Annotated in this window: 25 protein-coding genes; all 25 read right to left on the reverse strand. The window is 70.1% G+C overall.

Features of this window, described 5'->3' with window-relative positions; all coding sequences use genetic code 11:
* Nucleotides 1-80 precede the first annotated feature (80 nt).
* Nucleotides 81-632, reverse strand: a complete 552-nt coding sequence (locus ACGFT1_RS14980) for a hypothetical protein (protein ID WP_373909379.1) — start codon at nucleotides 630-632, stop codon at nucleotides 81-83.
* A 979-nt stretch (nucleotides 633-1,611) separates the two neighbouring features.
* The gene (locus ACGFT1_RS14985) at nucleotides 1,612-1,872 is read right to left on the reverse strand and encodes a hypothetical protein (protein ID WP_373909380.1); all 261 of its coding nucleotides are present in this window, start codon (nucleotides 1,870-1,872) and stop codon (nucleotides 1,612-1,614) included.
* A gap of 43 nt (nucleotides 1,873-1,915) precedes the next feature.
* Nucleotides 1,916-2,260 carry a hypothetical protein gene (locus ACGFT1_RS14990; protein ID WP_373909381.1) on the reverse strand — a complete coding sequence of 115 codons (345 nt, stop codon included), beginning with the start codon at nucleotides 2,258-2,260 and terminating at the stop codon, nucleotides 1,916-1,918.
* 46 nt (nucleotides 2,261-2,306) lie between these two features.
* Nucleotides 2,307-2,600: a hypothetical protein gene (locus ACGFT1_RS14995; protein WP_373909382.1), complete on the reverse strand. Its 294-nt coding sequence runs from the start codon at nucleotides 2,598-2,600 to the stop codon at nucleotides 2,307-2,309.
* A 20-nt stretch (nucleotides 2,601-2,620) separates the two neighbouring features.
* Nucleotides 2,621-4,180: a terminase large subunit domain-containing protein gene (locus ACGFT1_RS15000; RefSeq protein ID WP_373909383.1), complete on the reverse strand. Its 1,560-nt coding sequence runs from the start codon at nucleotides 4,178-4,180 to the stop codon at nucleotides 2,621-2,623.
* Nucleotides 4,181-4,183: 3 nt separating this feature from the next.
* Nucleotides 4,184-4,780, reverse strand: a complete 597-nt coding sequence (locus ACGFT1_RS15005) for a hypothetical protein (RefSeq protein WP_373909384.1) — start codon at nucleotides 4,778-4,780, stop codon at nucleotides 4,184-4,186.
* A complete protein-coding gene (locus ACGFT1_RS15010) occupies nucleotides 4,777-5,715 on the reverse strand; it encodes a ParB N-terminal domain-containing protein (RefSeq protein ID WP_373909385.1) in 939 nt (312 codons plus the stop codon). The genes ACGFT1_RS15005 and ACGFT1_RS15010 overlap by 4 nt, the downstream gene beginning before the upstream one ends.
* On the reverse strand, nucleotides 5,712-7,055 hold the full coding sequence (locus ACGFT1_RS15015) for a hypothetical protein (protein ID WP_373909386.1): 1,344 nt from the start codon (nucleotides 7,053-7,055) through the stop codon (nucleotides 5,712-5,714). The genes ACGFT1_RS15010 and ACGFT1_RS15015 overlap by 4 nt, the downstream gene beginning before the upstream one ends.
* Before the next feature lie 262 nt (nucleotides 7,056-7,317).
* Nucleotides 7,318-7,623: a hypothetical protein gene (locus ACGFT1_RS15020; RefSeq protein ID WP_373909387.1), complete on the reverse strand. Its 306-nt coding sequence runs from the start codon at nucleotides 7,621-7,623 to the stop codon at nucleotides 7,318-7,320.
* A gap of 184 nt (nucleotides 7,624-7,807) precedes the next feature.
* Nucleotides 7,808-8,749 carry a phosphoadenosine phosphosulfate reductase family protein gene (locus ACGFT1_RS15025; protein ID WP_373909388.1) on the reverse strand — a complete coding sequence of 314 codons (942 nt, stop codon included), beginning with the start codon at nucleotides 8,747-8,749 and terminating at the stop codon, nucleotides 7,808-7,810.
* A 152-nt stretch (nucleotides 8,750-8,901) separates the two neighbouring features.
* On the reverse strand, nucleotides 8,902-9,627 hold the full coding sequence (locus ACGFT1_RS15030) for a hypothetical protein (RefSeq protein ID WP_373909389.1): 726 nt from the start codon (nucleotides 9,625-9,627) through the stop codon (nucleotides 8,902-8,904).
* Between the two features lie 65 nt (nucleotides 9,628-9,692).
* A complete protein-coding gene (locus ACGFT1_RS15035; RefSeq protein ID WP_373909390.1) occupies nucleotides 9,693-10,622 on the reverse strand; it encodes a hypothetical protein in 930 nt (309 codons plus the stop codon).
* Nucleotides 10,623-10,702: 80 nt separating this feature from the next.
* Entirely contained in the window at nucleotides 10,703-11,614 is a 912-nt protein-coding gene (locus tag ACGFT1_RS15040; RefSeq protein WP_373909391.1) for a magnesium chelatase domain-containing protein, read from the reverse strand.
* 183 nt (nucleotides 11,615-11,797) lie between these two features.
* The gene (locus ACGFT1_RS15045) at nucleotides 11,798-12,517 is read right to left on the reverse strand and encodes a hypothetical protein (protein WP_373909392.1); all 720 of its coding nucleotides are present in this window, start codon (nucleotides 12,515-12,517) and stop codon (nucleotides 11,798-11,800) included.
* 121 nt (nucleotides 12,518-12,638) lie between these two features.
* Complete coding sequence (locus ACGFT1_RS15050; protein ID WP_373909393.1) at nucleotides 12,639-14,360, reverse strand: DNA cytosine methyltransferase; 1,722 nt, start codon at nucleotides 14,358-14,360, stop codon at nucleotides 12,639-12,641.
* A 145-nt stretch (nucleotides 14,361-14,505) separates the two neighbouring features.
* Entirely contained in the window at nucleotides 14,506-15,384 is an 879-nt protein-coding gene (locus tag ACGFT1_RS15055; RefSeq protein WP_373909394.1) for a hypothetical protein, read from the reverse strand.
* 29 nt (nucleotides 15,385-15,413) lie between these two features.
* Nucleotides 15,414-16,112: a hypothetical protein gene (locus ACGFT1_RS15060; RefSeq protein ID WP_373909395.1), complete on the reverse strand. Its 699-nt coding sequence runs from the start codon at nucleotides 16,110-16,112 to the stop codon at nucleotides 15,414-15,416.
* A gap of 72 nt (nucleotides 16,113-16,184) precedes the next feature.
* Nucleotides 16,185-16,604 (reverse strand): hypothetical protein, encoded by a 420-nt coding sequence (locus ACGFT1_RS15065; RefSeq protein WP_373909396.1) that lies wholly within the window; start codon nucleotides 16,602-16,604, stop codon nucleotides 16,185-16,187.
* A gap of 109 nt (nucleotides 16,605-16,713) precedes the next feature.
* Entirely contained in the window at nucleotides 16,714-17,541 is an 828-nt protein-coding gene (locus tag ACGFT1_RS15070; protein ID WP_373909397.1) for a class I SAM-dependent methyltransferase, read from the reverse strand.
* Between the two features lie 50 nt (nucleotides 17,542-17,591).
* A complete protein-coding gene (locus ACGFT1_RS15075; protein ID WP_373909398.1) occupies nucleotides 17,592-17,882 on the reverse strand; it encodes a hypothetical protein in 291 nt (96 codons plus the stop codon).
* A gap of 70 nt (nucleotides 17,883-17,952) precedes the next feature.
* Nucleotides 17,953-19,164, reverse strand: coding sequence for a ParB/RepB/Spo0J family partition protein (locus ACGFT1_RS15080; RefSeq protein WP_373909399.1), 1,212 nt, complete (start codon nucleotides 19,162-19,164; stop codon nucleotides 17,953-17,955).
* 269 nt (nucleotides 19,165-19,433) lie between these two features.
* Nucleotides 19,434-20,117: a hypothetical protein gene (locus ACGFT1_RS15085; RefSeq protein ID WP_373909400.1), complete on the reverse strand. Its 684-nt coding sequence runs from the start codon at nucleotides 20,115-20,117 to the stop codon at nucleotides 19,434-19,436.
* Nucleotides 20,118-20,252: 135 nt separating this feature from the next.
* Entirely contained in the window at nucleotides 20,253-20,861 is a 609-nt protein-coding gene (locus ACGFT1_RS15090) for a hypothetical protein (RefSeq protein WP_373909401.1), read from the reverse strand.
* Between the two features lie 128 nt (nucleotides 20,862-20,989).
* Nucleotides 20,990-21,181, reverse strand: coding sequence for a hypothetical protein (locus ACGFT1_RS15095; RefSeq protein WP_373909402.1), 192 nt, complete (start codon nucleotides 21,179-21,181; stop codon nucleotides 20,990-20,992).
* Between the two features lie 28 nt (nucleotides 21,182-21,209).
* Nucleotides 21,210-22,745 carry a hypothetical protein gene (locus ACGFT1_RS15100; RefSeq protein ID WP_373909403.1) on the reverse strand — a complete coding sequence of 512 codons (1,536 nt, stop codon included), beginning with the start codon at nucleotides 22,743-22,745 and terminating at the stop codon, nucleotides 21,210-21,212.
* Nucleotides 22,746-22,807 lie beyond the last annotated feature (62 nt).

A 22,807-nucleotide genomic window follows, 5' to 3' on the forward strand; every position in this document is an offset into this window, starting at 1 on the left:
CCCCAGGTCAAGAACGGCGGCCATCGTACTGCGCACTACTGCGCACAGGGCGCGCAGTGCCCTGCTTGGCGGCACCCCCCTCAGCTGCACGGGGAGACTGGCTTCACGGCTGGCTGTCGCCTGAGACGCAGTGGCCCATAGTGACTAAAAATCTCGCTCAGCCATTTATCGATAGGGCTGTACGAAGAAGTCAGTGCTTCTCCGGTGCGCAGCCACGTCTTACCGGAACTGTCGACGAACTCCACCCCCTTCACCACGGGATGCGTAAGCAGCAGTACGGGCTTGCCCCCAGGAAGCGCAAACGAGTCATTGTCGATCACAAGCTCGGAGCAGGGAGCGAGTCCCGGGAGGAACGCGTCATATTCTCCGTCCGGAGTGGCGCGTATGTACGCCGCGGTGTAGACGTACACCACCAGCACGAGATTGCTCACGGGATCCACAGAGCCGTTCTTCAGATGCACGCGCTCCATGTGGTCCGACCCTTGGTCGACCCAGAACGTGATGCGTGAGGCTTGGGCGCGCTCCTCCCGTCGAGCGTCCTCTTTCGACTGGTGAAGCTGGTCAGAGGCCACGCAGGCCTGGAAGAAGGTCGACACGCCGGTGAAAAGCACGGTCAGGACGGCAGCGACCACGCCTACCGCTACGCCAACGTCTTTCCAGCCCGAGAGGCGCCTGTACCAGGGCCTGGGCGGTCGATTCCGTGCTCTCTGCTGCGCCGCCCTGACCGCTGCCGTGTTCCGGGCTCTGCGGCTTCTGCTGCGTCCCATCGGCTGCCCCTTCCTCGGATCAGCTGCGGGCCTCGCATACTCCACCGGCTACTCCCAAGTGCGGTTGATCGCATCCGGTCACCTGCTTGATCCTCGTCCGCACGCGGATGCCGCATAGCGTCGTGACGATGGGCGGCCAGAACGGCGGCACGGCATCGATGCCGTTCCGGTCCGGGTCGGCGGCCGGCGGCGCCCCCGGCGGGACCATGCGGCTAAAGACTCAGCAAAGAACGTCACCTGCACCCTGAGGGAATCGGCAGAAATCCCAGGAAGACCACCGACACTCGCCCACCTGCAACGACTCCAAGAAAGCTGCGATTAAATCGCAGATTGCTGCGCACCAGGCGCAGATACCAGTGCCCAAAAAGCGCGTTTCCGCAGGTCAGGTGACTTTTCTCTGCCCTATCACGGCTTCCGGTGGCTTAAAGTCGAAGCGTCCCGTGAAGCGGAACGATGAAGGGAAGTGCCCGGCGGCACCCTCACGAGCCTTTTCCGAGCATTTCCCTTTCATGACACGGACCGGCCACACCCGTTCAGAAACGAGAGGCAGACCCATGACCATCACCGACGGTATGCCACCGCAGGTACCTCCCTCGACGACACCGCAGCCTGCGGGGCCACCGGAGCCGGAGAGGCCTGCCCGGCCTTCCCAGGCCCTGGCGTGGGCTCAGCTCGTTCTGTGCGCCGTGAGCGTCATCTGCGGCGTCTACATCGGCCTCAAGTACTCGACCGAGTTAGGGAGCACCTTGGCGGGCGCCTGCCTCGGTGGCGCAGGCATCCGCATCATCATCAACGTCCGCCGATAACTGCACCGGCTGGCAGCCGGCCGGGCGGCAGCCCAGGGTCAGAACAGCGGCAAGGTGTCCAGGCCGTGCGGGTCCCGGTCGGGGCCGGCGGTGGCGTCGGTGTCGGGCTCGTCGAGCTGGAGCTGCTCGGCGGGCTGTGGCAGATCCACGATGGCGAGGGACCCGGTGCAGGACACCAGGTCGGTTCCGCGCCCTGGCGGGTCATGCCGCCAGATGCGGCCCTTGCCGAGCCGTCCGGCGACCGGTCCGGCCGCGATGTGCCGGCGGCAGGTCTGGCACTCGATACGGGGCAGCTTCACACACATCAGTGTGCCCGCCCGGGCGGACTGCGGGGGCCGCCGTTCAGCCGGGCGCAGGGCCGCGGCGCGGCATGCTCCCCTGCCGACTCTCGTCCACTCCCCTGGTCGGCTGGACGCTGCTACGGCGCGCGACGCGCAGGCCGGGCTGTGGCCACTGGTACGTCAGGATGCGCGCCGTCGTGTCTCCGACGAGGTCGACCTGCACCTGGTAGCGGATCGTGCCGTCCGGCCAGTCCTGCCGGGCGACGACGGATGCGTGCCGCCACTGGCCGGCAGACATCACCCAGAGCGCGGGCCGGTCTGTGCGGGGCCACGTCCACACCGCGGGCTGGGGCCCGTCCTCGGGGCGCCAGGGGCGGGCCGGCTGCGCGTCCGGGATGCTGTCCATGCTCCGATCCTGCCTCACATGGATCGCACCGGCCCGGGGGTCCCGGTCAGCCGGTGCCACGCCCGTACATGCGGTCCTGGGAGAGGCGGGCCGTGTCCTCAACCTCACCGATGATCTCCTCCAGGTGCCGCCCTGTCCGGATGCCCCCGGGATCGTCGACGCGGACCAGGGCGTGCTGAATGACGGCCTTGTGCTCCAGCAGTGCGAAGGCAAGCTCGGCAGGGCTGTGCCTAACGTAGTGGGCGAGAGCGGCCTCGTCGCTGGCGAATGGCATGTCGGCGTCGTTGCAGATGGGGCAGCCCTCGGCAGCGCCTTGGTAGTCGACCAGTTGGCTCGGCATGCGCACAGTCTGCCCAGCGCTCAGCCGATGCGCCGCGAGTACGGCGACACCGGCCGGCTCCCGCCGCCCTGGGGGGCCTGCGGGCGTGGTGCGTGGGCGATGGCGCCCGCGTTCGCTTCCGGTATGAGGCCGTACACGAGGACGCAGGAGGCGTCGATCCGGCCGGGGCTGTCGGGGTCGGTGGGCTGCCAGGTCGCCCATTCGCGCTCGAGATCGGTGAACACCCCACGCAGCCGGACTTTGTCCTGCACCATCTGCTGGGCGATCGGCTCCGCCCGCAGCAGTTTCCCCTGCCGGGCGCGCACCGGGTGGATCGCCGGCATGAGGACGTTCTTCGGGATTTCGCCCTCCCGCTGGAGCTTCTCCCACGACGTCTGGATGGCGAGGACGCACATGTCCCGGCCGAAGTTCCACTCCACGTAGATGATCGACGCGTTCGTGCGGTGCGCGAGCCGGCAGGCCGCCATGGACCACTCTGCGGACGACATCGGCGCGGACACGTCGTCGGTGATCCACACCCGGCCGTCGTCGCCGAGGAACCCGCCGATGACGCCGGCGACGTCGCGGCCGCCACCGGACGGGTCGATGGACACGGCGATCTTCTGCGGCTCCACCGGTGTGCCGGTGTCGCGGAGCAGGCGCAGCAGTTCCTCGGACACGAGCGCTCCTTCACCGGGCTGCGGGTCGCCCTGGTACAGGGCGTGCCAGTCCCGGACGATCGACGTCGCCTTCTTCTGCGCCCACCACGCCTTCAGCCGTTCCACGGCACGGGTGGGAATCTTCGGATGTGGCAGCGGCTCCCCCGCCTCCCGGCCGAGCGGGTCGGGCCCGAACTTCGGGTTGGCGACCGCGGGGAGGTGGATGACCTTCCACCGGCCGCCGTCCTCGACGCGGCCCTCCTCGTGGATGCGGCGGCCGGCGAAATCATCGGGATGCCATCGGGTTTGGATCGCCACCACCGCGCTGCGGTCCGGCTGGAGGCGGGACAGGGCCGCCGAGCTGTACCAGTCGTGCAGCGCGCGGCGCGCGGCCTCGGACTCGGCATCGGCACGGTCCTTGTGCGGGTCGTCAATGATCAGCAAGTTCACGTCGAAACCGGTGAGGCCCTTACCCACGGACACCGACCGGCAGCCGCCGCCCGCGGTGACCTCCCAGTCCTGCATCGCACCGGAGCCGGGCTTCATCCGCAGATCCCACTCGTCGCCGAACTCCTCGACGTAGCCGCGGATCCTCTTGCCGCGCCGCAGCGCCAGGTCGTCGCCGTACGAGGTGACCGCGACCTTGTCCACGGGGAACATGCACAGCCACCAGAAAGGGAACCACTCAGCGACGCAGGTCGACTTCCCGACCTGCGGCGGGGTCAGGATCAGCAGCCGGTCGTACTCGCCGGCCGCGACCTCCGCCAGCGCTTGGCCGATGAGCTTCAGGTGCGGGCGCATCCGGAACCGGCGGTCGAGGCCGCGGGCGAGCGTCACCGGGTCCCTCAGCAGGTCCCGGCTCATGGCCCGGCGCGCCGCCTCCAGCTGCCGGTAGACCTCCGCGTCGTCCAGGTGCTCCAGCTCGTCCACGGCCGTAGTCACGGGCTACTCCTCCTCGTCCTCGTCGTCCGAGCCGTCGACGGCCTTGATCCGCTGGTTCACCGACGCCGCCAGCTCGCTCAGGCGGGCCCGCCGCTGCTCGGGCGGCATCTGCGCGAACTCGGCGAACTGGTGCGCCAGCGCGTTGGTGCCCTCGCTGGTGACGGCGATGGTCTCCGTGGGGTCGCCGAACAGGACCCGGCGGTGCCGCATGGCGACGTCCATCAGCCGGATGAAGTCGCCGGCGGACAGCTCGTCGGCGCGCAGTGAGCCGAGGCGCTGGGCGAGCTTGCCGATGGCCGCGCCCAGGATCTTCGCGTCGGTCTCGGCGGCCTTGCGGCGTTCCTCCAGCCACATCGCCTCGTACTGGCGGTCCAGGTGCCGGTCGTAGGCCTCGACCCGCTCGCGCCACCGGTACTGGGCGGCGAGGTTCCTCACGTGCCCGTACGCGCGTGTCAGCCTCTGCGCGGCTTCGGTCAGGGTGCGGGTCCGGCCGATGTCGCGGTAGGTGACGAACTGCCCGTGTTTGTGGGGGGTCTCGGTGGGCTGACGTTCCCAGGGGTCGAGGTCGGGGCTGAGGGTGATGGGTGGGCGGGTGCTCATGCCGGGTCACTGGGGGTGTGGTTCGGGCCTGACAGGTACTCGCCGGCAAGGCGGTCCAGCAGGCGCCAGCCCTGTCCCTGCTCTATCTCCCCTCTGCCTTCTGCGGCGGCGATGGCCTTGTTGAGGGTGACCGCGGCGGGGGCGGGGAGGGTGCGGGTTCCGAGGACGGTCTCCAGGCCGACGTGCCCGGTGTGGAGGTGCTCGCCGCTCGGGGAGGTGTAGCCCTCCTGTAGCTCGTCCAGGTGGCGCTCGACGATGGCGAGGATGGCGTGGAGGGCGGTGGCGACGTTGCCGACCTTGTGGGCGGCGTGCGTGGAGGCGAGCGTGTCGAGGGTTTGCTGATAGTCGGCGCGTGCGGCGAGCCAGGACTCGTTCTGGCCGAGGCGTGCCTGCTCGAAGGCCTCGCGGGCGGCTTCCAGCTCGACGGGCAGGAACACCAGGCTCACGGTGGCGAAGTCCAGGTTCGCTTCGGAGAGGCCTTCGGGGCTGACTTCGGCGAGGAGGGAGAGCTGTTCGTCGTCCAGGCCGGAGTAGGCCCGCCAGTCGACGTCATCCAGCTCTTCGTACAGCTGCTTGAGGGTGGCTGGGTCGTCTTGGCCGGCGATGGCGTTGTGGGAGAGCTGGAGCGCGACGAGCTGCTGCCGGGTCAGCTTCTCCTCGATGAGCATGCAGTCGATCTCGTCGAGGCCGGCCTCTACGGCCGCCATGGTGCGGTGGTTGCCGGACAGGACGAGTTCGGTGCCCTCGGCGTACTCGCCGCCGGAGTAGATCAGCGGGGTGGAGGTGAGGCAGCCGTCGCGGCGGATGTTCTCCACCAGCCGGTCGAACTCTTCCTTCCGCATGTAGCGGGCGTTCACTTCCAGGCGGGTGAGGGCGCGCGGGTTGCGGCGGACGAGCTTGGGCCGGAACAGGGGGGTGGTGGTGTCGGTCGTCATCGCATGTCCTTGCCGTGCTTGCGCTTCCACAGGGTCAGGGCTTCTTGCAGGTCGTAGGTGCCCAGGGGGCCGCCGTACTGGAGCTGGTAGCGGTGGATGCCGTCCGCGCCGGGCTCGGTGCGCTTTTGCAGCTTCACGCCGGGGATGCCGCGTCCGTACTTCGCGCTGTTGGGCCGGTCTGTGAACGCGGTGGTGGCCCAGCCGTCGATCCGCTTGGAGAGGCTGCGCTGGATGAGGACCTGCGCCTCCTGCGTGGAGGCGGCCATGACGATGAGCTTCGCCAGGCGCCGGTACCGGGTCCAGGACACCGGGAAGTCCGACATCAGGTAGGCGGTGTTCGGGTCGAACTTCGGCGGCAGGTAGGCGAACGCCCCGATCAGCTTTCCGTCGACGGCGACACCGCAGGCGATCAGCGGACTGCCGGGCTTGATGGTCTTCGACATGAACTGGGAGCGGATGCCGGCGAACTGGCCGCCTGTGAGGACGTGCAGGGTCATCCGGTCGCCGAGTTCCTCGCCCTGGCCGATCTTCGGCATGGGGATCGGCTCGACGGGCTGGCGGGGCCGGACGATTCGGCGGGGGCCGGCGGCGGCGTACACGTAGATCGGCAGGCCGCGGTTCGCGGTCTGGACGACGCCGGCCAGCTTGTCCCGCAGCTCGGGGCGTTCGATGTGCAGGCCAAGGACCCAGTTGGGCCGGTCCTGGACCTGCTCGATGATGCGTTCCTTGCCGTCTTCGGTCAGCTCGTCGAAGGGTGGCTCGGGCCAGTTGAACGCGGCGTCGATCGGCGCGAACTGGGCCTGGTAGTCGGCCGCGTAGAACGGCGGGAACATGACGACTGGGGCGTCCTGGGGTACTTCGGTGTCGAGGTAGTCGCGGACGTCGCCGGCGAAGAAGGAGCCGAGCCGGGTCTCCAGGCCGCGGAGCTTCGTGGCGGTCTTGTCGTGCATCCGCTCCCACTGGTCGTGGGTGGCGTCCATCATCCGCCGGTAGTAGGCGCCTTCCTTGCCGACGTACTGGAGGAACCGGGTGCCGAGCATCAGCGTGGCCATGAGGTCGGAGCGGTCTTCCAGATACGGGTGGAGCCAGCCGAGAGTGTCCTCGTACTCGGGCTTCAGCGTGTAGTCGAGCGGGTCGCCGGCGAGGTACCAGCCGAGGGCGCAGCTGTAGGCGGTGATGTCGTTGCCGTGGACTCGGCGGGCGTCACCGAAGCGGGCGTGCAGCACCCTCTCGATGGTGAAGTTGCCCGAGCAGCCGACGTAGATGTCCTCGCCCGGCCAGGTGCCGGCGTGCTCGTAGATGATCGAGCGGAGGGGCGCGGGTATCGAGCCGTGGAACATGGGCCGCTCCTGAAGTCCGACTGCGCAGGGCGCGCAACCTGCGGGTTTGGCCCATTGTCAGCGGTGGGGCGGAATGCGAAGGACCCCACCCGGGGGCTTGGGTGGGGCCTTCATGGAGCGCCGGCCAGGGCTTGCACCTGGACCGCCCGACTGGAAGTCGGGCCGTGCTGCTTACACGCACCAGCGCGGGGGCGGTTGTGCCGCTGCTCAGAACGACCGGCCGACCCGGACGTTACGCACAGGGCGGTCGCGGATCAAGAAATTAACCGCCCGGGGTGCGCCAGCGGCGGTCGTCAGGACCACGCTCAGACTCGGGGACGCCAGGCGCCGCCGTGGACGCCACGGCTACGTCGTAGGCAACGGTCCCGGCGTGGTCGAGGCACGCGTATCGCACTGTCTCCTCGGCGGTCTCGACGAAGTACAGGACGGCGTGCCCGCCGCAGACGACGCAGGCGGCCGTGCCCGTGTCGGGGCTGTTCTCGACCAGGCCGACGTATCCCTCACCCCGTCCGTACCCGCCGGCGAGGCGTCGGGCGCGGTCCATGCCCTGCGGGGGCCATCCGCTCATGGTGGTGTGCTCCTTCTGCGCATCCTGTGGTGTGAGGCTATCGAGATCCGGGCCGGTAGGGGCCGTGGTTCCGCCTGTGGCCACCGCGTTGCCCGGCCTTGGGGTGGGGGAAGGTGCCGGGGGTTGATCCGCTTAGACACCCGTGTGGCCGTCGAACAGGCTGGGTTGGACCGCGGTACGGTTCTCAGCCTTGCCAGCAGGCGACTGCTTCAACCCGCGGGGACCGTTTGGCCTCCGCGATGATCTCGGCCATGGGCAGGTCCTTGCGGAAGCGGTGCCCGATCTTCTTCTCGATGCGGGCGAGGCGGGCGGCGGGCTCGGGATTGAGCTGGGCCGACAGGACGAGCGCCGACCGTGACGCCAGGACACAGAACTGGCAGCTCAGCCTTGGCATGCCGGCCAGGTAGGCGGCGTGCTTGCGTAGCCCGGACGCTTCGACGGCCGCCCACACATCGAGCGTCGACCAGCTGTGCACCGGGTACCACACGTCGACGTGGCGGAGGGTGTTCGAGGCGCCCCAGCCGGGGCCGACGCCCTTCGGGACGGGCTGCTTGCGCGCTTTGTACTTCTCGGCCTTCGCGCGTCTGGGGACGCACGCGTCGCACGGGCACGTCCAGGCACCTTCATGGGCGAAGGCGCGAAGCTTGCGGCGGGCCGGGGACTCCTCGGCCCGTATGCCCATCACGTTGAGTATGCGGACCCGGCCAGTGTGCCCCGCATCGCGCGCCTCCTGGACCAGGCGGGTCATCAGGGTTCGGACCGGGCCGCGTTTGAAGTCCGACGTGCACCAACGGTTGTCCGCGTCGGGGAACATGCCGCGTTCCTCGATCCGCTCGATAAGGTCACCGCCGTTGCGGGCGACGACCTCGAACCGCAGCCCGTACGCCGCGGCGTGCTCGGCGGCAAGCTCCTTGGTGCCCTCCCACTCTGCGGAGCCCAGGTCGGCGTGCACACACACGATGCAGTCGAGGACGCCGGCCGCGCGGGCGTGCTGCTCGAGTTGGTGCAGCATCGCGATCGAGTCCTTGCCGCCCGAGATGTTCGCGACGATCCAGGTGTAGGAGGCGAGGTCGGGGGTGTCCGGCCCGAGGCCAGGCAGGTCGAGCGCCAACTGCGCGGTAGGCATCCGGAGTCCTCCTCGGAGGCGGGCGGTGGGGCGGAGGTGTGTACCAAGGGGGGCCTGAGGGTTCCGCTTGGAGTGGTGGAAGGCCCAGGGGGTGAGGTGCTTAGATGCGCAGTGAGGGCCGGGGGGCGCTGCCTGCTCCCCGGCCCTCGTCGCTACGGGCGTGCGCCGAAGTAGCCGCGCGGCGAGTGGACGATCGGGGCGGGCGGCCAAGCACTCATGTCCTTCAGGTGGTCGTGGATGCTGATGTCGTTGAACGGGGTCCAGCCGCACGCGCAGTAGGGGGCGATCCCGGCCATGGGCGGGACGACCGGCCGGTGGTCGCCGGAGCAGCTGCCGCAGTCGTGGTCGGGGTCTTCCACGGGGTGCCTCGCCAGGTCCTTCCCGGTCGGCTGCCTCGCCAGTGCGGCCGAGGACGTGCACTGCGGACTGGCGGGACCCGGCGTCTTCTCCCGCGTGCCGTGCGGCCGGTCGCCGGCCACCGCGGCGGTGTCTTGTTGGGCGACTTGGTTGCACATCCAGTACCGCGTCAGGGCGTGTCGGACGTAGGTCCGCGCTTGGGTCTCGGTCTCGAACGTGGAGAGGCCCGCACGGTCGTGGTCGCACCGGTGGTGAAGCACGCCGATCTTCGTGGTGCTCAGGGTGACTGTGGCGTCGTGGGGGATGTCGTAGGGCTCGCCGCCGTCGGTGTCCAGGACCGTGTAGCGGTCCGGGACGCCATCGGCGTTGTCGTGGACGTCGGCCAGAACGCCGATCGCGTTCGGTGCGATGACGAGGATGACGATGCCGGTGATCTGGACCGCGTACGAGTGGTCGGGGTCCGCCGCGGCGGCGTCTGCCGCCTGGGCGCGCCGGTGGCGACCGGGTGGGAAGTCGTTCATCGGTTGCCTCTCTTGTGCTGGTGGGCGGGCCGGGAAGCGTTGCCTGCTCCCCGGCCCTGGGGCGGTCAGTTCTTCGCCAGGACGTGGGTCGAGGACCGGTTGTTGGCGAGGCGGGCGCCGCGGCAGAGGTACTCGCCCCACTCGTCATTCAGGCGCTTGCCGGTGCGGTCCCAGGTCAGGGGCCGCAGGCACTGGGCGCACTGGCCGGCGTGCTTACCGGGCGAGCCGTGCCGTCCGTCGTCGGCGAGCCGGTCGGCCAGCAGTGTCTTCACCTCGTCGGTGAGCGCCGTGGCGTCGGTGTTCGTGATCCGGTCCGGGTTCAGGGGGCGGGCGTCATCGGTGTAGGTGACGTCGCTGCCCAGCCAGCTCACGGCCTGGTCCCGGGAGAGCGGGCGCATGTCCCCCAGGTGCCAGGCCATCGCGTACGGCTCGCCGTCCTCGTGGGGGGTCTTAACGGAGACCACCCCGTACGGGGCGTAGCGGGGCTCGTCGGTGAGGAGGACCCGGGTGAGGAAGGTCAGGAGCATGTCGACGTCCACCGGCTCGAAGCGGATCTCCCCGTCGAAGAACTGGCCGGTGACGTGGACCTCGGCGCCGTGCCCGTTGTCGACTCCGATCGTCAGCCAGTCGTCGTCCTCGAAGGCTGCGTTGAAGGCGGCCTTGAAGATGGCGGCGGCCCGGCGGTCGGCGGTGGCGTGGGCGCGGCGCTTGCGGGCGATCTCCAGGAAGGCGTGGTCGATGGCGTCGCGCCAGCTGCGGCCGGCGCCCCAGACGCGGCGCTCGCTGGCGACGTCGCGGACCTCCCATTCGTCCCTGTGTTCGGTGGTGCGGTAGACCGCCATCTCCCAGTCGGTGAGGTCGGCGCGGGGCGGGATGTCCTGCGGGAAGCTGCTGGGCACGACGAACAGGTAGCCGCGGCGGGCGAACGGCTCGTCCTGGGGGAAGTGGCTCGGGCCGTATGGGGTGCAGGTGAGGTCGGGGGTGCTGTCGTTCATGAGGTTCCTTCCGGTGAATGCTGGTGGGGTGGGCGAGGGGCCGGGGGGCGCTGCCTGCTCCCCGGCCCCTCGCGCGCGGGTCACGGCTGGGCCATCTCCTCGAGGAAGTCGAGGACCGCGCGCAGGGTGGTGGCGCCGACGGGGGTAACGTCGGTGTTCCGGCTCACCTCGTCGAAGTCGGCGGCGGCCACGATGACCTTGCGGTATCCGGCTGCCTGGGCGGTGCGGACGAGGGCGGCGACGTCGGGCACGGGCCGGACCGCGCCGTCGAGCCCCAGTTCACCGATCAGGGCCACCCCGTTCAGCGTGGCCGGGGCGATGGTGCCGGCGGCGGCGAGGGCGGAGCAGGCCAGGGCGAGGTCCGCGGCGGAGCTGCGGGCGGTCGCTGCCCACCGGCGGGCGTCGACGCTGAGGGCGCCGGACGGCCGCTGGATGCCGCTGTTGGTGAGGGCCGCGTAGATCCGGTCGCGGGTTTCCCGGTCGTACGTCGGGTCCGGGCTGCCGACCCAGAACATCGCCTCTCCCGGGGTGAAGGTGGCGCGGGCCTCGGCCATGCCGTCCGGGGTGGGGAAGAAGCAGGCCGCTGTGCGCACGCCGGGCGCTTCCGGCTCAGGCAGGCGGACCGTCCGGTACGGCAGGCCCTGGGGGGCCGCCTTCCAGCGGGCGGCGCCGGCCAGGCTGCCGAAGGGCATCACGTCGCTGAGGACGCCGTTGACGTCGTCGGTGGTGCTGTCGCGCAGGCCGTGACCCGCGCTGCTCGGGGCGTGCCACAGGGGGCGGCCGTCGGCGTCCAGGACCTCGTGCAGCTCTGCGGCGCTGGCGTCGATGGTGAGGGCGGCTGCCTCGGGCAGCTCCTGGCGGATGAGGTGCGCGACGTAGGCGACGGCCCTCTCGTACATGGTGCGACGGGCGCTGCTCACGGCGCGGTAGGCGTCCTCGAACACCTTGGCGTGGGTGGCCGTGTCGAGGTCAGTGGCAAAGGGCTTGGTCACCTGGGGTCCTCTCGTGGTGCGGTGTGCGGTGTCGGTCGGGGCGCACAGGACTCGCGCGTGGCGGTCCTGGGCGGAGAGGGCTGTTCCCTCAGCGGGCGGCACGTGCCGGGTGGTGGCCCGTCGTGTCGCCGACTCAGGGGGCGGCCGGGGGGCGCTGCCTGCCCCCCGGCCGCTCGTGGCGGTCTAGCCGGCGGGCTCGTCCAGGCAGTCGGTCCGGCTGTCGGCGGTCAGGCCGTAGTCGTCCAGGCCGGACTGCTTGCGCATGTCGGCGAGGAAGCGGCCGAGGGCCTCGCGCGGGGTGGCGCCGTACTCGGTGTTCACGGAGCCGAAGGCGTCGGCCGCGTCGACGCCGAGTTCTTCGAGCACCGCAGCTCGTCGGGCCGGGTCGGTCGGGGCCGGGACGATGCCCCACAGGGTGAACCCGGTGCCCCGATCCTGGCCGGCGATGATGAACTCTCGCTCGGGGGGCACAGGCGGGCCGTCGACGGGCTCGGTGACCGTGGGGACGCGGTCGGCGGTGGCGGTGGACTCGGTCGCCGTGCGTCGACCAGCGGCCTCCCGCACGGCCGGCCAGGCGACGCCCCAGCCCTGGCCGTCGGCGTCGGCGACGATGCCGGTCCGGTAGAGGGCGTTCCCGACGATGTAGTCCGGGGTGATGACGTCCTCCAGGATGCTGCCCGGGTCCACGTTCACCAGCAGGTACTTCAGGCTGTACCGGTTGCCGTCCTCGGTCAGGTGGTCGCCGTCGATGACGCCGACCCGGCACGGCCGGCCGGGGCGGGCCTTGGCGGGGCCGCCGGTCTTCGCGCAGCCGGTGCAGTAGGCGACCGTGCCGCCCCATTCATCGGTGGCGACCCAGGTGCCGCCGCAGGTCTGGCAGCGGACGGTGAGCGCGTTGGTCATGCTGTGCCCTCTCTTCATTGGAGTTGGGGTGTTTTGAACTACTTTCATTCTGCCCGAATCAGCTCTACCTAGCCAGTTTTTATAAATCGAATAGGTAAAGAGACTCCCAAGAAGCCGCAGGTCAGGACACCCCGCCCTCGTGCAGAATGGCTCGCAGTCGGGCTGCGATCCATGCCCCGACCTGAGGGCTTACCGCGTTCCCGTACCCGTCCACCTGATTACGGGCCGAGCCCCAGACCTTGAAGCTCCCCTTGCGGCCGGCGAAGTCCACGTCGAAGCCGCAGCCCCGGCCGACCTCGTTCGCCTTCATCATCCGGAAGTAGCACTCCTCCAGCGGCAGATCCGCCAGCGACGCCTGCCACTCGGCCACCAGCAGCCCGGTCGTGTCCCGGGCGGTGAGCGTGCCGAGCGGGTCGGTCAGCGGGTGCGGCGCCGTCTCGTCCCCTCGCGGACCGTTCTGCTTGAACCAGCCGGCCGCCGCGAGCAGCCCCGGAATCTGGTCCGAGGTGACCGTCGGCATCGCCTCGCTGTGCAGCGTGGGCGTCGTGTTCTTCCGGAACGGGATGATCCCGGACACCAGCGCGAGGGTTTCCGAACCGACCTGCGTCGGCAGCGGCGTGCCGGTGCCTCGCGGACCGCCCTGGAAGTTGTCGACCGCGAGGAACACCGCCTTCTCGTGCGTGGCGGTGACCGTGTCCATCGGCCGCAGGATGTGCTGCCCGTCGCCGTTGTGCCGGTGTGCGGCGATGATCGCGCCCGACGCCAGGATGGCGGTCTCCTGCTGACTGGTCTGCGTCGACAGCGGCTGCCACGGGTGGCGTTCGGTTCCGTGCACGGCCTTCGCCGGGAGGAGCGCGGCGGGGAACTGGGCGAACCGCTGGCGGCAGCGTTCGGCCCGAGCCATCGTCGTCTCGGCGAGCGGGTACTCCCGGTCGCCGATCTTGGTGCCCAGGTCGGTCAGGTCGAGGGCGACCAGCGAAGGCGTCATCGGCGGGACAACCTCGCGGCGGCAGCTCGGGCAGCAGTAGGTGTACTGCTTGCCGTAGCAGACCGACCCGGACGGCGGGACCCCCGTCTTCCACGACCACACCGCTTCGACGTCCTTGTCGCAGTGGTGGCACCGCGACACCGGCCGGTGGTCGAGATCCGGCTCGGGCAGCGACCTGTCCCAGAACACGACATACAGCCGGTCCCGGGACTGGGGGACGCCGAAGAACTGCGAGTTCAGGTACAGCACCCGGTGCCGGTAGCCGAGCTTGTCAAACTGGGCGAGCCACCACCGATAGGTGCTGCCGTCGCCGATCTTGGGGCGGCCGGGGATCGCCGGCCCCCACGAGGTGAGCCCGGTGGTGCACTCGACGAGGATCAGCCGAGGGTGATGCTGGGCGGCGTAGTGCAGGACGCAGTTCGCGGTCGCCCGGTCCCGCTCGGATCTCGTGACCCGGGCCTCGAACTCGGGGTCCTCCAGCTCGAACAAGGCGAGGCCCTGCTCATACGCCTTCACCGTGTTCGCCTGCGAGTGGTTCACGCAGGAGACGCCGGCGGCGAGAAGGTCAGCCGCGGGCAGGTCCCGCGCCGAGTGGTAGTCGCTCGCCTCGGGGTCGACGAGGTCGGCGATCCAGTGCTCGGCGTGCGGGTGGTTCGTCTCGTGGATCTGGACCTTGTACTCGTTGTGGTTCGCGGCCATGATCGTGTCGAACCCGGCATCCTCGATGCCCTTGGTCAGACCGCCGAAGCCGCTGAACAAATCGCACGCGGTGAGTCCGTCGTGGCGGAATCGGCGGCGCCTCTTGGCCGGTCGATGTGCTGCTATGCGGAACTTCTTCTTGGACGCGGTGGACACGTCGCTTCTCCTTGCTGGCATGGAGGGGCGCCGCCCCGGTCGGGGCGGCGCCGGCTGGCGGGTTGGGGTCGGCGGGCGAACACTTTGACCTACCCGGCTTTCAAAAGCCGACTGAGTGAAAGCGGGCAAAAAGGAGCCCGGTCAGTTAACTCTCGGGGCGGAACGGGATCAGCGGGTTCAGGAGGCGGTCGACCGCGTACCAGCACCACTCGTGGCCACCGACGGCGTACCGGCCGTCCACGTTCGGCTGGAGGATCTCGGTCGCCTTCTCCCGCTGCTCGCCGCCGAGGCGCATCCAGCAGACGACGAGGACGACCGCGTGCTCTGTGCGGTCCACCGTGCCGTCCAGGACGTGCACCGTGTCGATGGACCCGTGCCCGTACCGCGCAACTTCGTCCTGGGAGTCGGCGGCGATCCGCCGGACGGTATCCAGGTCGAACCAGGGCCTCACGAAGCCGTCCCGCTGGTCGGTCGGGTCCACGAGCGCCGGGTAGTGGTCCTGCCCGTTGGCGGACACCATCGTCTCGACCATCACGCCCTTCCCGCTGGCTGCGGGGCGGTGGGCGCCGAGGGTGAGGGCCGCCGTGCGATGGAGGTCGAGGGCGAAGGCCGGCCGCCCGTCGCGGTCGTCCAGCTCGCGGCACAGCGGGTGCCAGACGTCCCGCGTGGTGTCGTTCAGGTAGGCCGTCCACTCGGTCATGCGGCGTTGGGTGTTCGCCGCCCTGATGCGGCCGACGGCGTCGGTGAAGGTGCGCTCACGGCCGGCGATCGTCCAGTACCGGCCGCTCGGGAAGAGTGCGCTGTCCTCGCCTTCGACCAGTTCGATGGCGCTCGCGTCGAAGGGAGCGTCGGGCCGGTGGCCGGTCAGGATGTCGCGCACCGCCGCGGCGGTGACGACGGCCATCACCCGGCCGAGTCGCTCGCGGCTCGCCGTAGCGTCGTCCAGGGCCTCGCGGACCACGACGCTGAGGACGCTGGTGTCGGGGAGCCGGTAGGCGGGGCGGGAAGGGGTCTGACTGCTCATGTGGCGTCCTTATCTCTCGTGAACGGAGGTCAGTGAGTCGGGAAGCGCAGTCGGTGGAGGCCGGGGGTGCCGCTGAGGACGGCCTTCAGTACCGCGTCGGCCTCGCCGAGCGTCTCGGTGTCGAACGGGCCGCCGTCGCCGAGATTCAGCTTCTTGCCCGCGGCGAACACCGCGATAATCCGAGCGTCCCCGGCGATGTCGGCGAGCGCCGACGTGGCCTCGGGGGCGAGCCGGCGCAGGATGTCGCCGACCTGGTGGCCAGCCTCCACCAGCGCGATGGCCTTCTCCCGGGGTGTGCCGCACCCCCTACAAGTGGGCGCCTGCCAGGCGTTATCGGTGTCGCACGAACACATCCATCTCGCGAGCGTCCAGTGCCAGGCGTCCTGGCCAACCGGGTACAGGCCGTGCTCGCTGGGGGCGACGAGCTTGACGAGCTCGGCCGGGCGGTCGTCACTGGCGGTGGCCCAGTCGACGTGGACGACGACGTGTTCGCCGTTCGTGCCGGGTGCGGCCTCCAGGACGTGGATGGTCTCGCCGCTGCGGGGGGCGCGGTGAGCAGCGGCCGCTTGGGTGTCGTCCGCGAGCTGGCAGACGGTGGCGAAGTCGAAGTACGGAGTGACGCGCGTTTCATGCCTGTCGTGGGCGGCGACGAACGCGGGATAGGTGGCCAGGCCGTCGAGGCGGACGCATGTGGCGACCATGCCCTCGGGGGCGGTCGGGTTCTGCACGATTCGTTCCTTCCGGGCGTGGGTGACGGGCGGGACGTCGGGCGTCCCGCCCGTCACGTGGGAGAGGGTTGGTCAGAACAGGGAGGGCGGTGGGACCGCCGGGCGGGCCCCGAGTTCGGGGACCTCCTCGCCGGTCTGCTCCAGCCACCACTTCGCGAAGTGGAGTCGGTGGCACCAGGCGTCTCCCGGGCGCAACTGGTCCAAGCGGTCGAAGCACAGCAGGACGAGGCGGGCGCCGCCGAGGCGGGCGGCGAGGCCGGCCAGCTCGGCGTAGATGCGCTGGATGCCGTGCCCGTTCAGGATGCGGCGGTAGCTGAACTCGTACGCGTCCTCGGGCAGGTTCTGCGCGAGCAGCTCCCGGGTCGGCGTGATGAGCCGGGCGTGGCCGGCCAGCTCGTAGCCGAGCGGGAACCGCGGGTGGCCCGCGGTGGTGCGGATCGGTGCGCCCATGGGGGGCGCGAACTCCTGGTAGGTACAGGTGGCAAGTTCCATTCCAGTCCTTTCGGGTGGTGGTGGTGCTACTTACATCTTTCCCGAGTCAGCTAGTCCTATCCAGCTTTGACAAGTTGATTCGACAAAGAAACCTAAATGAGAGTGCAGGTCAGGCGTCGGCGAACAGGGCGAGCTGACGGGGCTGCCGCTGGTGCCAGTCGTGGGTGGGCAGCGGTCCGTCAGGGGTGGCGTCGACCACCAGCAGAGCCGTGTGCACGCTCGTCCCGGACGGCGCGAACGACTCCTCGGGCAGCGGAGCGATCGTGCCCTCGGCGAGGGCGATCAACTCGCGGAACTCGACCGTGGCGCGGTCGCTGTGCCACAGCACCGACGCGGGCAGGACCGCGATCAGCGTGCCCTCTTCGTGGAGGAAACCCATCGCGTGCTTCACGTGCTGCACAGCCGCCGAGAACGGCGGGTTCATCAGCACCTGGTGGTAGCCGTGCGGGCAGTCGAGCGGGTCCAGGTCGAGGAAGTCGGCATGCAGCACGCGCCGGGCGACGCCCTGCTCGCGGAGGACGTGAACCCGCCGCTCGTCGATCTCCACGCAGTCAACGACCCCACCGTGCTCGGCTGCCGGGCGGACGATCGCCCCGGTGCCGGCTGAGGGCTCAAGGACGCTCATCCCCGGGCGGATGCCCGCGTGGGCCAGCATCTCGTCGACCACCCGCGGCGGGGTCGGGTACCAGCCCTGCTCGGACCGGCTGGGGAACTCGCGGGTGGCGAGGCACTCTCGCATGTACGCCTCGACGGGGAACGGGAAGACGTGGCACCGCGCCGCCTTCCGGCCGTCCCACCGGCCGCCGATCTCCTTCAGGATCTTGTCCACCTGCTCGTACCGGGCACGGTCGAGGGGGAACGGGATCCGCACCCGGTTGTCGGCGATGACCGTGCGCTCGTCGGTGAGGACGTCGTAGACGCCTCTTGGGATCTCCATCTGAGTCCTCCAGGGGGTGAAGGGGTCTGGCTGCCTGAACGGGGCTTAGATCAGTAGAGGTGGCCGATGATCTCGGCCACCGCGCGGCCGAGCGCTTCGAGGCCGTCGGCCGTCGTGACCGGCAGCTGGCCGGTGTCGCCGGTCTCGTCGTTCCGGATGGTCACCTCGCCGGTGGGCCTGATGGCGATGGTGAAGGGGGTGCCGTCCCAGCCGTGCAGGTGACCGCTGGTGGCGCTGGGGTCCGACTCGGCGCCCCACTGGTCGCCCAGGGGGCTGAGGGCGGCCTTCGCGATGTCGTGCGGCGTGACGTTCGGCGCGGGCTGCTGGGCGGGGTGCTTCATGGATCTGTCCTCCTTGGAGGTGGTGACAGGGCGCACCGCTGTGGGCGGTGCGCCCTGAGCGAGGTGAGGGTCAGGCGGCGGAGCCGGCGTCGTCGGCGGCCGCCGCTTCGGCGTTCACCGCGGCGTCGGTCGGGGTGTCGACCGCCGCGTCCGGGTTGACGACCAGGCCATTGGCGCGGACCTCGGCGACCATCTCCGCCGTGCGGAGGGTCGCCATCGCCTTGGTCGCGATGTCCTGGAGGTGCTTGATGCGCAGGCGGTGCCCACCGATTCCGCCGGGCGTCCCGGCGAGCAGCAGGGCCAGTTCGTCGGGCTCGGTCGCCGCGAGCAGCGAAAGGATCTCTCCCGCCCCACCCAGCTTCTCGATCTTCCCGACGAGCTTGGTGCGGTCGGCGATGATCCGTTCCCGCTCCTCATCGGGCAGGTCGAGGGAGCCCGGGAGGGCGCCCTGCTCGTTGTCTCTGCGGGCAGCTGCGGCCTCGTCGGAGAGGACGAAGAACGATCCCTGCTCCTCGCGGCGCTTCTCCTCGATGTGCAGGGTCTGCGCGAAACTCTCGGCGTCGCGGGCGCTCTTGAACTCGCCACGCACCCACCTCGCGAGGAACCGCACCTGGTTGCGTTCGGCGAGCTTGCCGACGTACCAGGCGAGGCCGACGGGGAGTTGACCCTTCACCAGGGCCTCCCGCGCCTCCGGGCACAGGCGCAGCAGGTCGATTCGCCACTGGACGTACGCGGCGCTCTTGCCGACCAGCTCGGCGACCTCGTCGACCGTGTACTCCTGCTCGACCAGTTTGTGGAAGGCGTTCGCCTCCTCGACCGGGGTCATGTCCGCGCGGCCGACGTTCTCGGCGACGGCCATCGCGAACGTCTCGCGGCTCCCGCCGATGCCGTGCATGACGACGGCCTTCATGTGGGTGAGGCCGGCGATCTGGGCGGCCCGCCACCGGCGCTCACCCAAGATCAGCGTGAACCGCTTGGTGTCCTCGTGGTACCGCACGTTGATCGGCTGGAGCTGGCCCAGCTTCGCCATCGACTTGGCCAGCTCCTGGAGGGATGCCTGGTCGAAGTGCTCGCGCGGCTGGCCCGGGTCACGGTCGATCTTCGCCGTCGGGATCGTGCGGAGCTGCGTGCGCTTCTCGTCGCCGGCCGGCTGGGGGGCCGTCTTCTTGGGCGCCACCTTCGTCGCCGGGGCCTTCCGTGCGGCCGGCCCCTTCCGTGCGGGCGCCTTCTTAGGGGCCTTCGCCGGGGCCTGCTCGGTGGTGGGGGTCTCGGTGGTGGTCATGGCGCGCGTCCTTTCGCCTTAGGTGGTGGGGTGAACTGATCTTCATTCTTTCCTAGTCGGCTTGCCCTAGCCAATTTTAACAAGCCAATTAAGTAAAAGAACTCCTAAGAAAACCGCAGGTCAGCAGCCGTAGACGTTGTTGCCGGCGGGCACCTGCCAGCAGCCCGCGCACGTTGCCACGCGGACCATCGCGGCCCTCGCCTCGTTCGCCGCGCGGCCGCGCTCGCGGTGGGGCGGCCCGGCGGTTGCCGGGCCGCGGGGCCTGCCGGTCAGGCGGAGAGGATCGCCTCGCCCATGGCGGTCAGGCGAACCGGCTGGCCGGCGTACAGGGAGCGACTGGTGTCCGCCTCGGCCCAGGTCCGCTCGATGACGAACTCGACCATGTCTCGGCGGGGCTTCTCGCCGCGCTCGACCTGGACGAGCGCCTGGCCGACCTTCAGCTCCTGGAGTTTCACGCCGTTGTCCCGGATGGCCTCCAGGGTGCGCTTCTGCGCCGGGGTCACCTTCGGGGTCTCGATCGGGGTGGCCGTCTCAGCCGACTCCGGGGCGGCCTCCGCCTCCGGGGCGACTTCCTTGACAGCCTCCTGCGGGAAGTGGTCCAGCAGGCCGTCCGTGTTCGCCAGGAAGCGCTGGGCGGCCTCCGCGTCCATGCGGGCGGCCTCGTTGCGGATCTGGCAGGTGCTGGAGCCGAGCGCGCGGGTCAGCAGCTGGCGGGTCAGGCCCTTCCGCATGTTGGCCAGGGCCTCGTGGATGCCGGCCGTCTCGGCGTCCTTCAGGACCTGCTTGTACGGCAGGGCCTCCGCGGCGGTCTCCATGGCGGTCCGCACCAGGCTGGTGTCGACGCCCTTGGCAAGGTCCGTCAGGCAGGCGGCCAGCCGGGTACGGGCCGCCTCTTCGCGCTCCGTGGCGGACAGGGCGAGGGACTCAAAGACCTGGGCGAGGCTGACGGTCACGGCTTGCTCCCTTTCAATGCAGGTGGTGTGTTTTGAACTACTTTCATTCTGCCCGAATCGACTTGCCCTAGCCAGTTTTGACAAGCCGATTAGGCAAAAAGACTTCTAAGAAACCGCAGCTCAGAGACCGGGAGGTCAGGCCGCTTTCACGGCCCGACGGGCGGCGTTGCGGACCTCGTAGCAGCCGCGGCAGACCGAGGTGTGGATCACCTTCCACCGGGTTCCGGCGTTCCAGTACTTGACTCGCTCGGCCTGCGGGGCGTTGCAGACGGTCGTCGTGCAGTCCTCCGCGGCGGGTTCGACGTAGCCGATCGCCCGGTGGCGGTGCGCCTGCCAGGCCTCGAAGCCGATCGGGGCGAAGTAGCCGTCGGTGTCAGCCAGGCCGTCGTCCACGTAGCGGGCGTACAGCGCCCGCTCCTCGGCCTCGTCGCAGACGTGGTCGGCGGGCTCCTGGGCGGGGACCGGCTCCTCGCCGCCGGGGGCCGCGCTCTGACAGTCGGCGCACACCGGCTCGGTCTCGGCCCGGTTCGGCGCGGGCTTCTCACCGCAGCTCTCGCAGGGCACGTACGCATTGTCGAACGGCGAGTGGTACGCGCAGTAGTGCCGCCCCTCGTACGTGTGGACGGCGAAGGCGGCTTCGCCGTCGGCGGCGGCACATCCGCTCTGCCACCGGTCGCCCTTGCAGAGGGTGTCGTCGGGCGCGAAGCGCAGGGCGGTGGTGATGTAGGCGGGCAGGGCGCTCATGGCGGTCCGTCCTTTCCAGGCAGGTTGGTATGTTTTGAACTACTTTCATTCTGTCCGAAATGACTCACCCTAGCCAGTTTTAACAAGCCGATTAGGTAAAGAAGTGTCAAAGGTCGCAGCCCCACGTTCTACACCTGGTAGCCCTTCGCCCGCAGGTCGGCCCGCTTGTTTTCCACGCCCTGCCGCTTGGGATCCGCCACGGGCAGAAACACCAGGGGCTTGCCGGGCGCGGTGACCCGCCACTTCTGCCCCTTCCGGGTCACCTTGGCTCCCTGCGCCCGTAGTGCGCGCACCATCTCGTCCATCGCCTTCGTCGCCACTCCTGCGCTCCCTCCCGCTTCTCGTCGGTCAGCCGGCCACGCCGAACAGGCCGAGCTGCTCGGGCGTCTGGTCGTCGGGCTCCAGGGGTGGCAGCTCCTCGCGCTCGGGGTCCTTGCCGCTGGGCAGCTCGGGCTTCGGCTGCGGGTTCTTGGCGTCCTCCCGCAGGAGGGCCACCACCTCGTCGTCCAGGCCGTGCTGGGCGATCTCCTCGGCAGTCGGCACCCACCCGGCCGTGCGCCGCGTGAACTTGAAGCGGATGCCGTGCACCTTCGCCCACGCCGCCCACATCAGGTCCTCGCGGACCTCCCAGGCGTGCAGTGCCTGCATGGCCTTCCAGAACTCGGTCTTGCCCTGCCGCCGCTGCCGTTCCTCCTCGCGGGCGCGCTCGGTAAGCCGGCGGGCCTGCTCCCCGCCCAGCAGGGGCCGCAGCCGCTCAACCTCCTCGTTGTGGGTCTTCTCCTGCGGCTGCGGCCGCCACCACTTCCACACCGTGAGGGCCTGGCGGCCGTCGACCGTGACGCGCACGGCACGGCGGCCGGTGGCGTCGGGCTCGCCGATGGCGAGGAACCCGGCCTCCACGAGCGGGCCGAGCCGGTGCATGGACGTCACCCAGCCGGGGTGCCCGGGTACGGGCACCACACGCAGCACGGCTCCGAAGTCCCGGTACAGCTGGCCGGCGGCCGCGGCGGCGACCAGCTCGGCCTGGCCGGTGGACCAGCCGAGGGCCTTCGCCTGCTCCCGGTGGAGCAGCCGTTCCGTCGCCCGGTCGAACGGGTTCGGGGCGGGTACCTCGTCGGCCACGGGCTTGGCCGGGGGCAGTGCGCGCGGCCCGTCGATCTCGGGCTCGACGACCGAGAGGGCCAGGGCGCGGACTTCGGCCGCGATGCGCTCGAACGCTGCCGGTTCGGGCTGGCCGTCGTCGCACTCGTCGCCTCGGATCATGTCGCGCAGGGGCGAGCAGGCCGGGGCCTGATGGTCGTCGGCCCACAGCTGTGCGAGCGCGGCCGGCTCGGCGGGGAGCGCGTTCAGCTCGGCCGCGATCCGCTCGAACGCGGCCTTCGTCGGCCGCCCGTACTTGTCGCACTCCTTGCTGCGGATCATGTCACGCAGGGGCGAGCAGATCGAGGCGCTGTGGTCGTCGGCCCACAGCCACGCGAGGGTGGCGGGCACGATCGCCGGTCGCTCGCCCTGCTTCTCGCGCGCGGGCTCGACGACCTCGGACTCGGCGTCGACCACGGGTGCGGCCTCGACGGTCTCGGCGCGCGCGGGGGGCTCCTTGCGGACCCGGCCGCCGTAGTTCGCGACGGTCGCCATCGGGCGGTCCTTGTGGTACCGGACGGACACGCGGAACGGCCAGCCGGCCTCTTCGGACAGGCGCTCGATCTCGTCAGCGTGCTCGGCGATCACCTCGTCCGCGTGGCGGGTGAGGACGGCGACGAACGTGCCGATGCGCTCACCGTTGCGGTAATCGCCGGTGACGCGGAAGTCGCAGCCCTTGCCCTGGGTGAGGCCGAGGGAGCGCAGGACGCGTGCGATCGCGGCGGAGTGAGGTGCGGCGGCCATTCGGGATCTTCCTTTCGCGCGGGTTGGGTGGGGGTTGAACTACGCTCATTCTTTCCTAATCG

The organism is Streptomyces sp. Y20 (genome assembly GCF_043195475.1).
GTDB lineage: Bacteria > Actinomycetota > Actinomycetes > Streptomycetales > Streptomycetaceae > Streptomyces.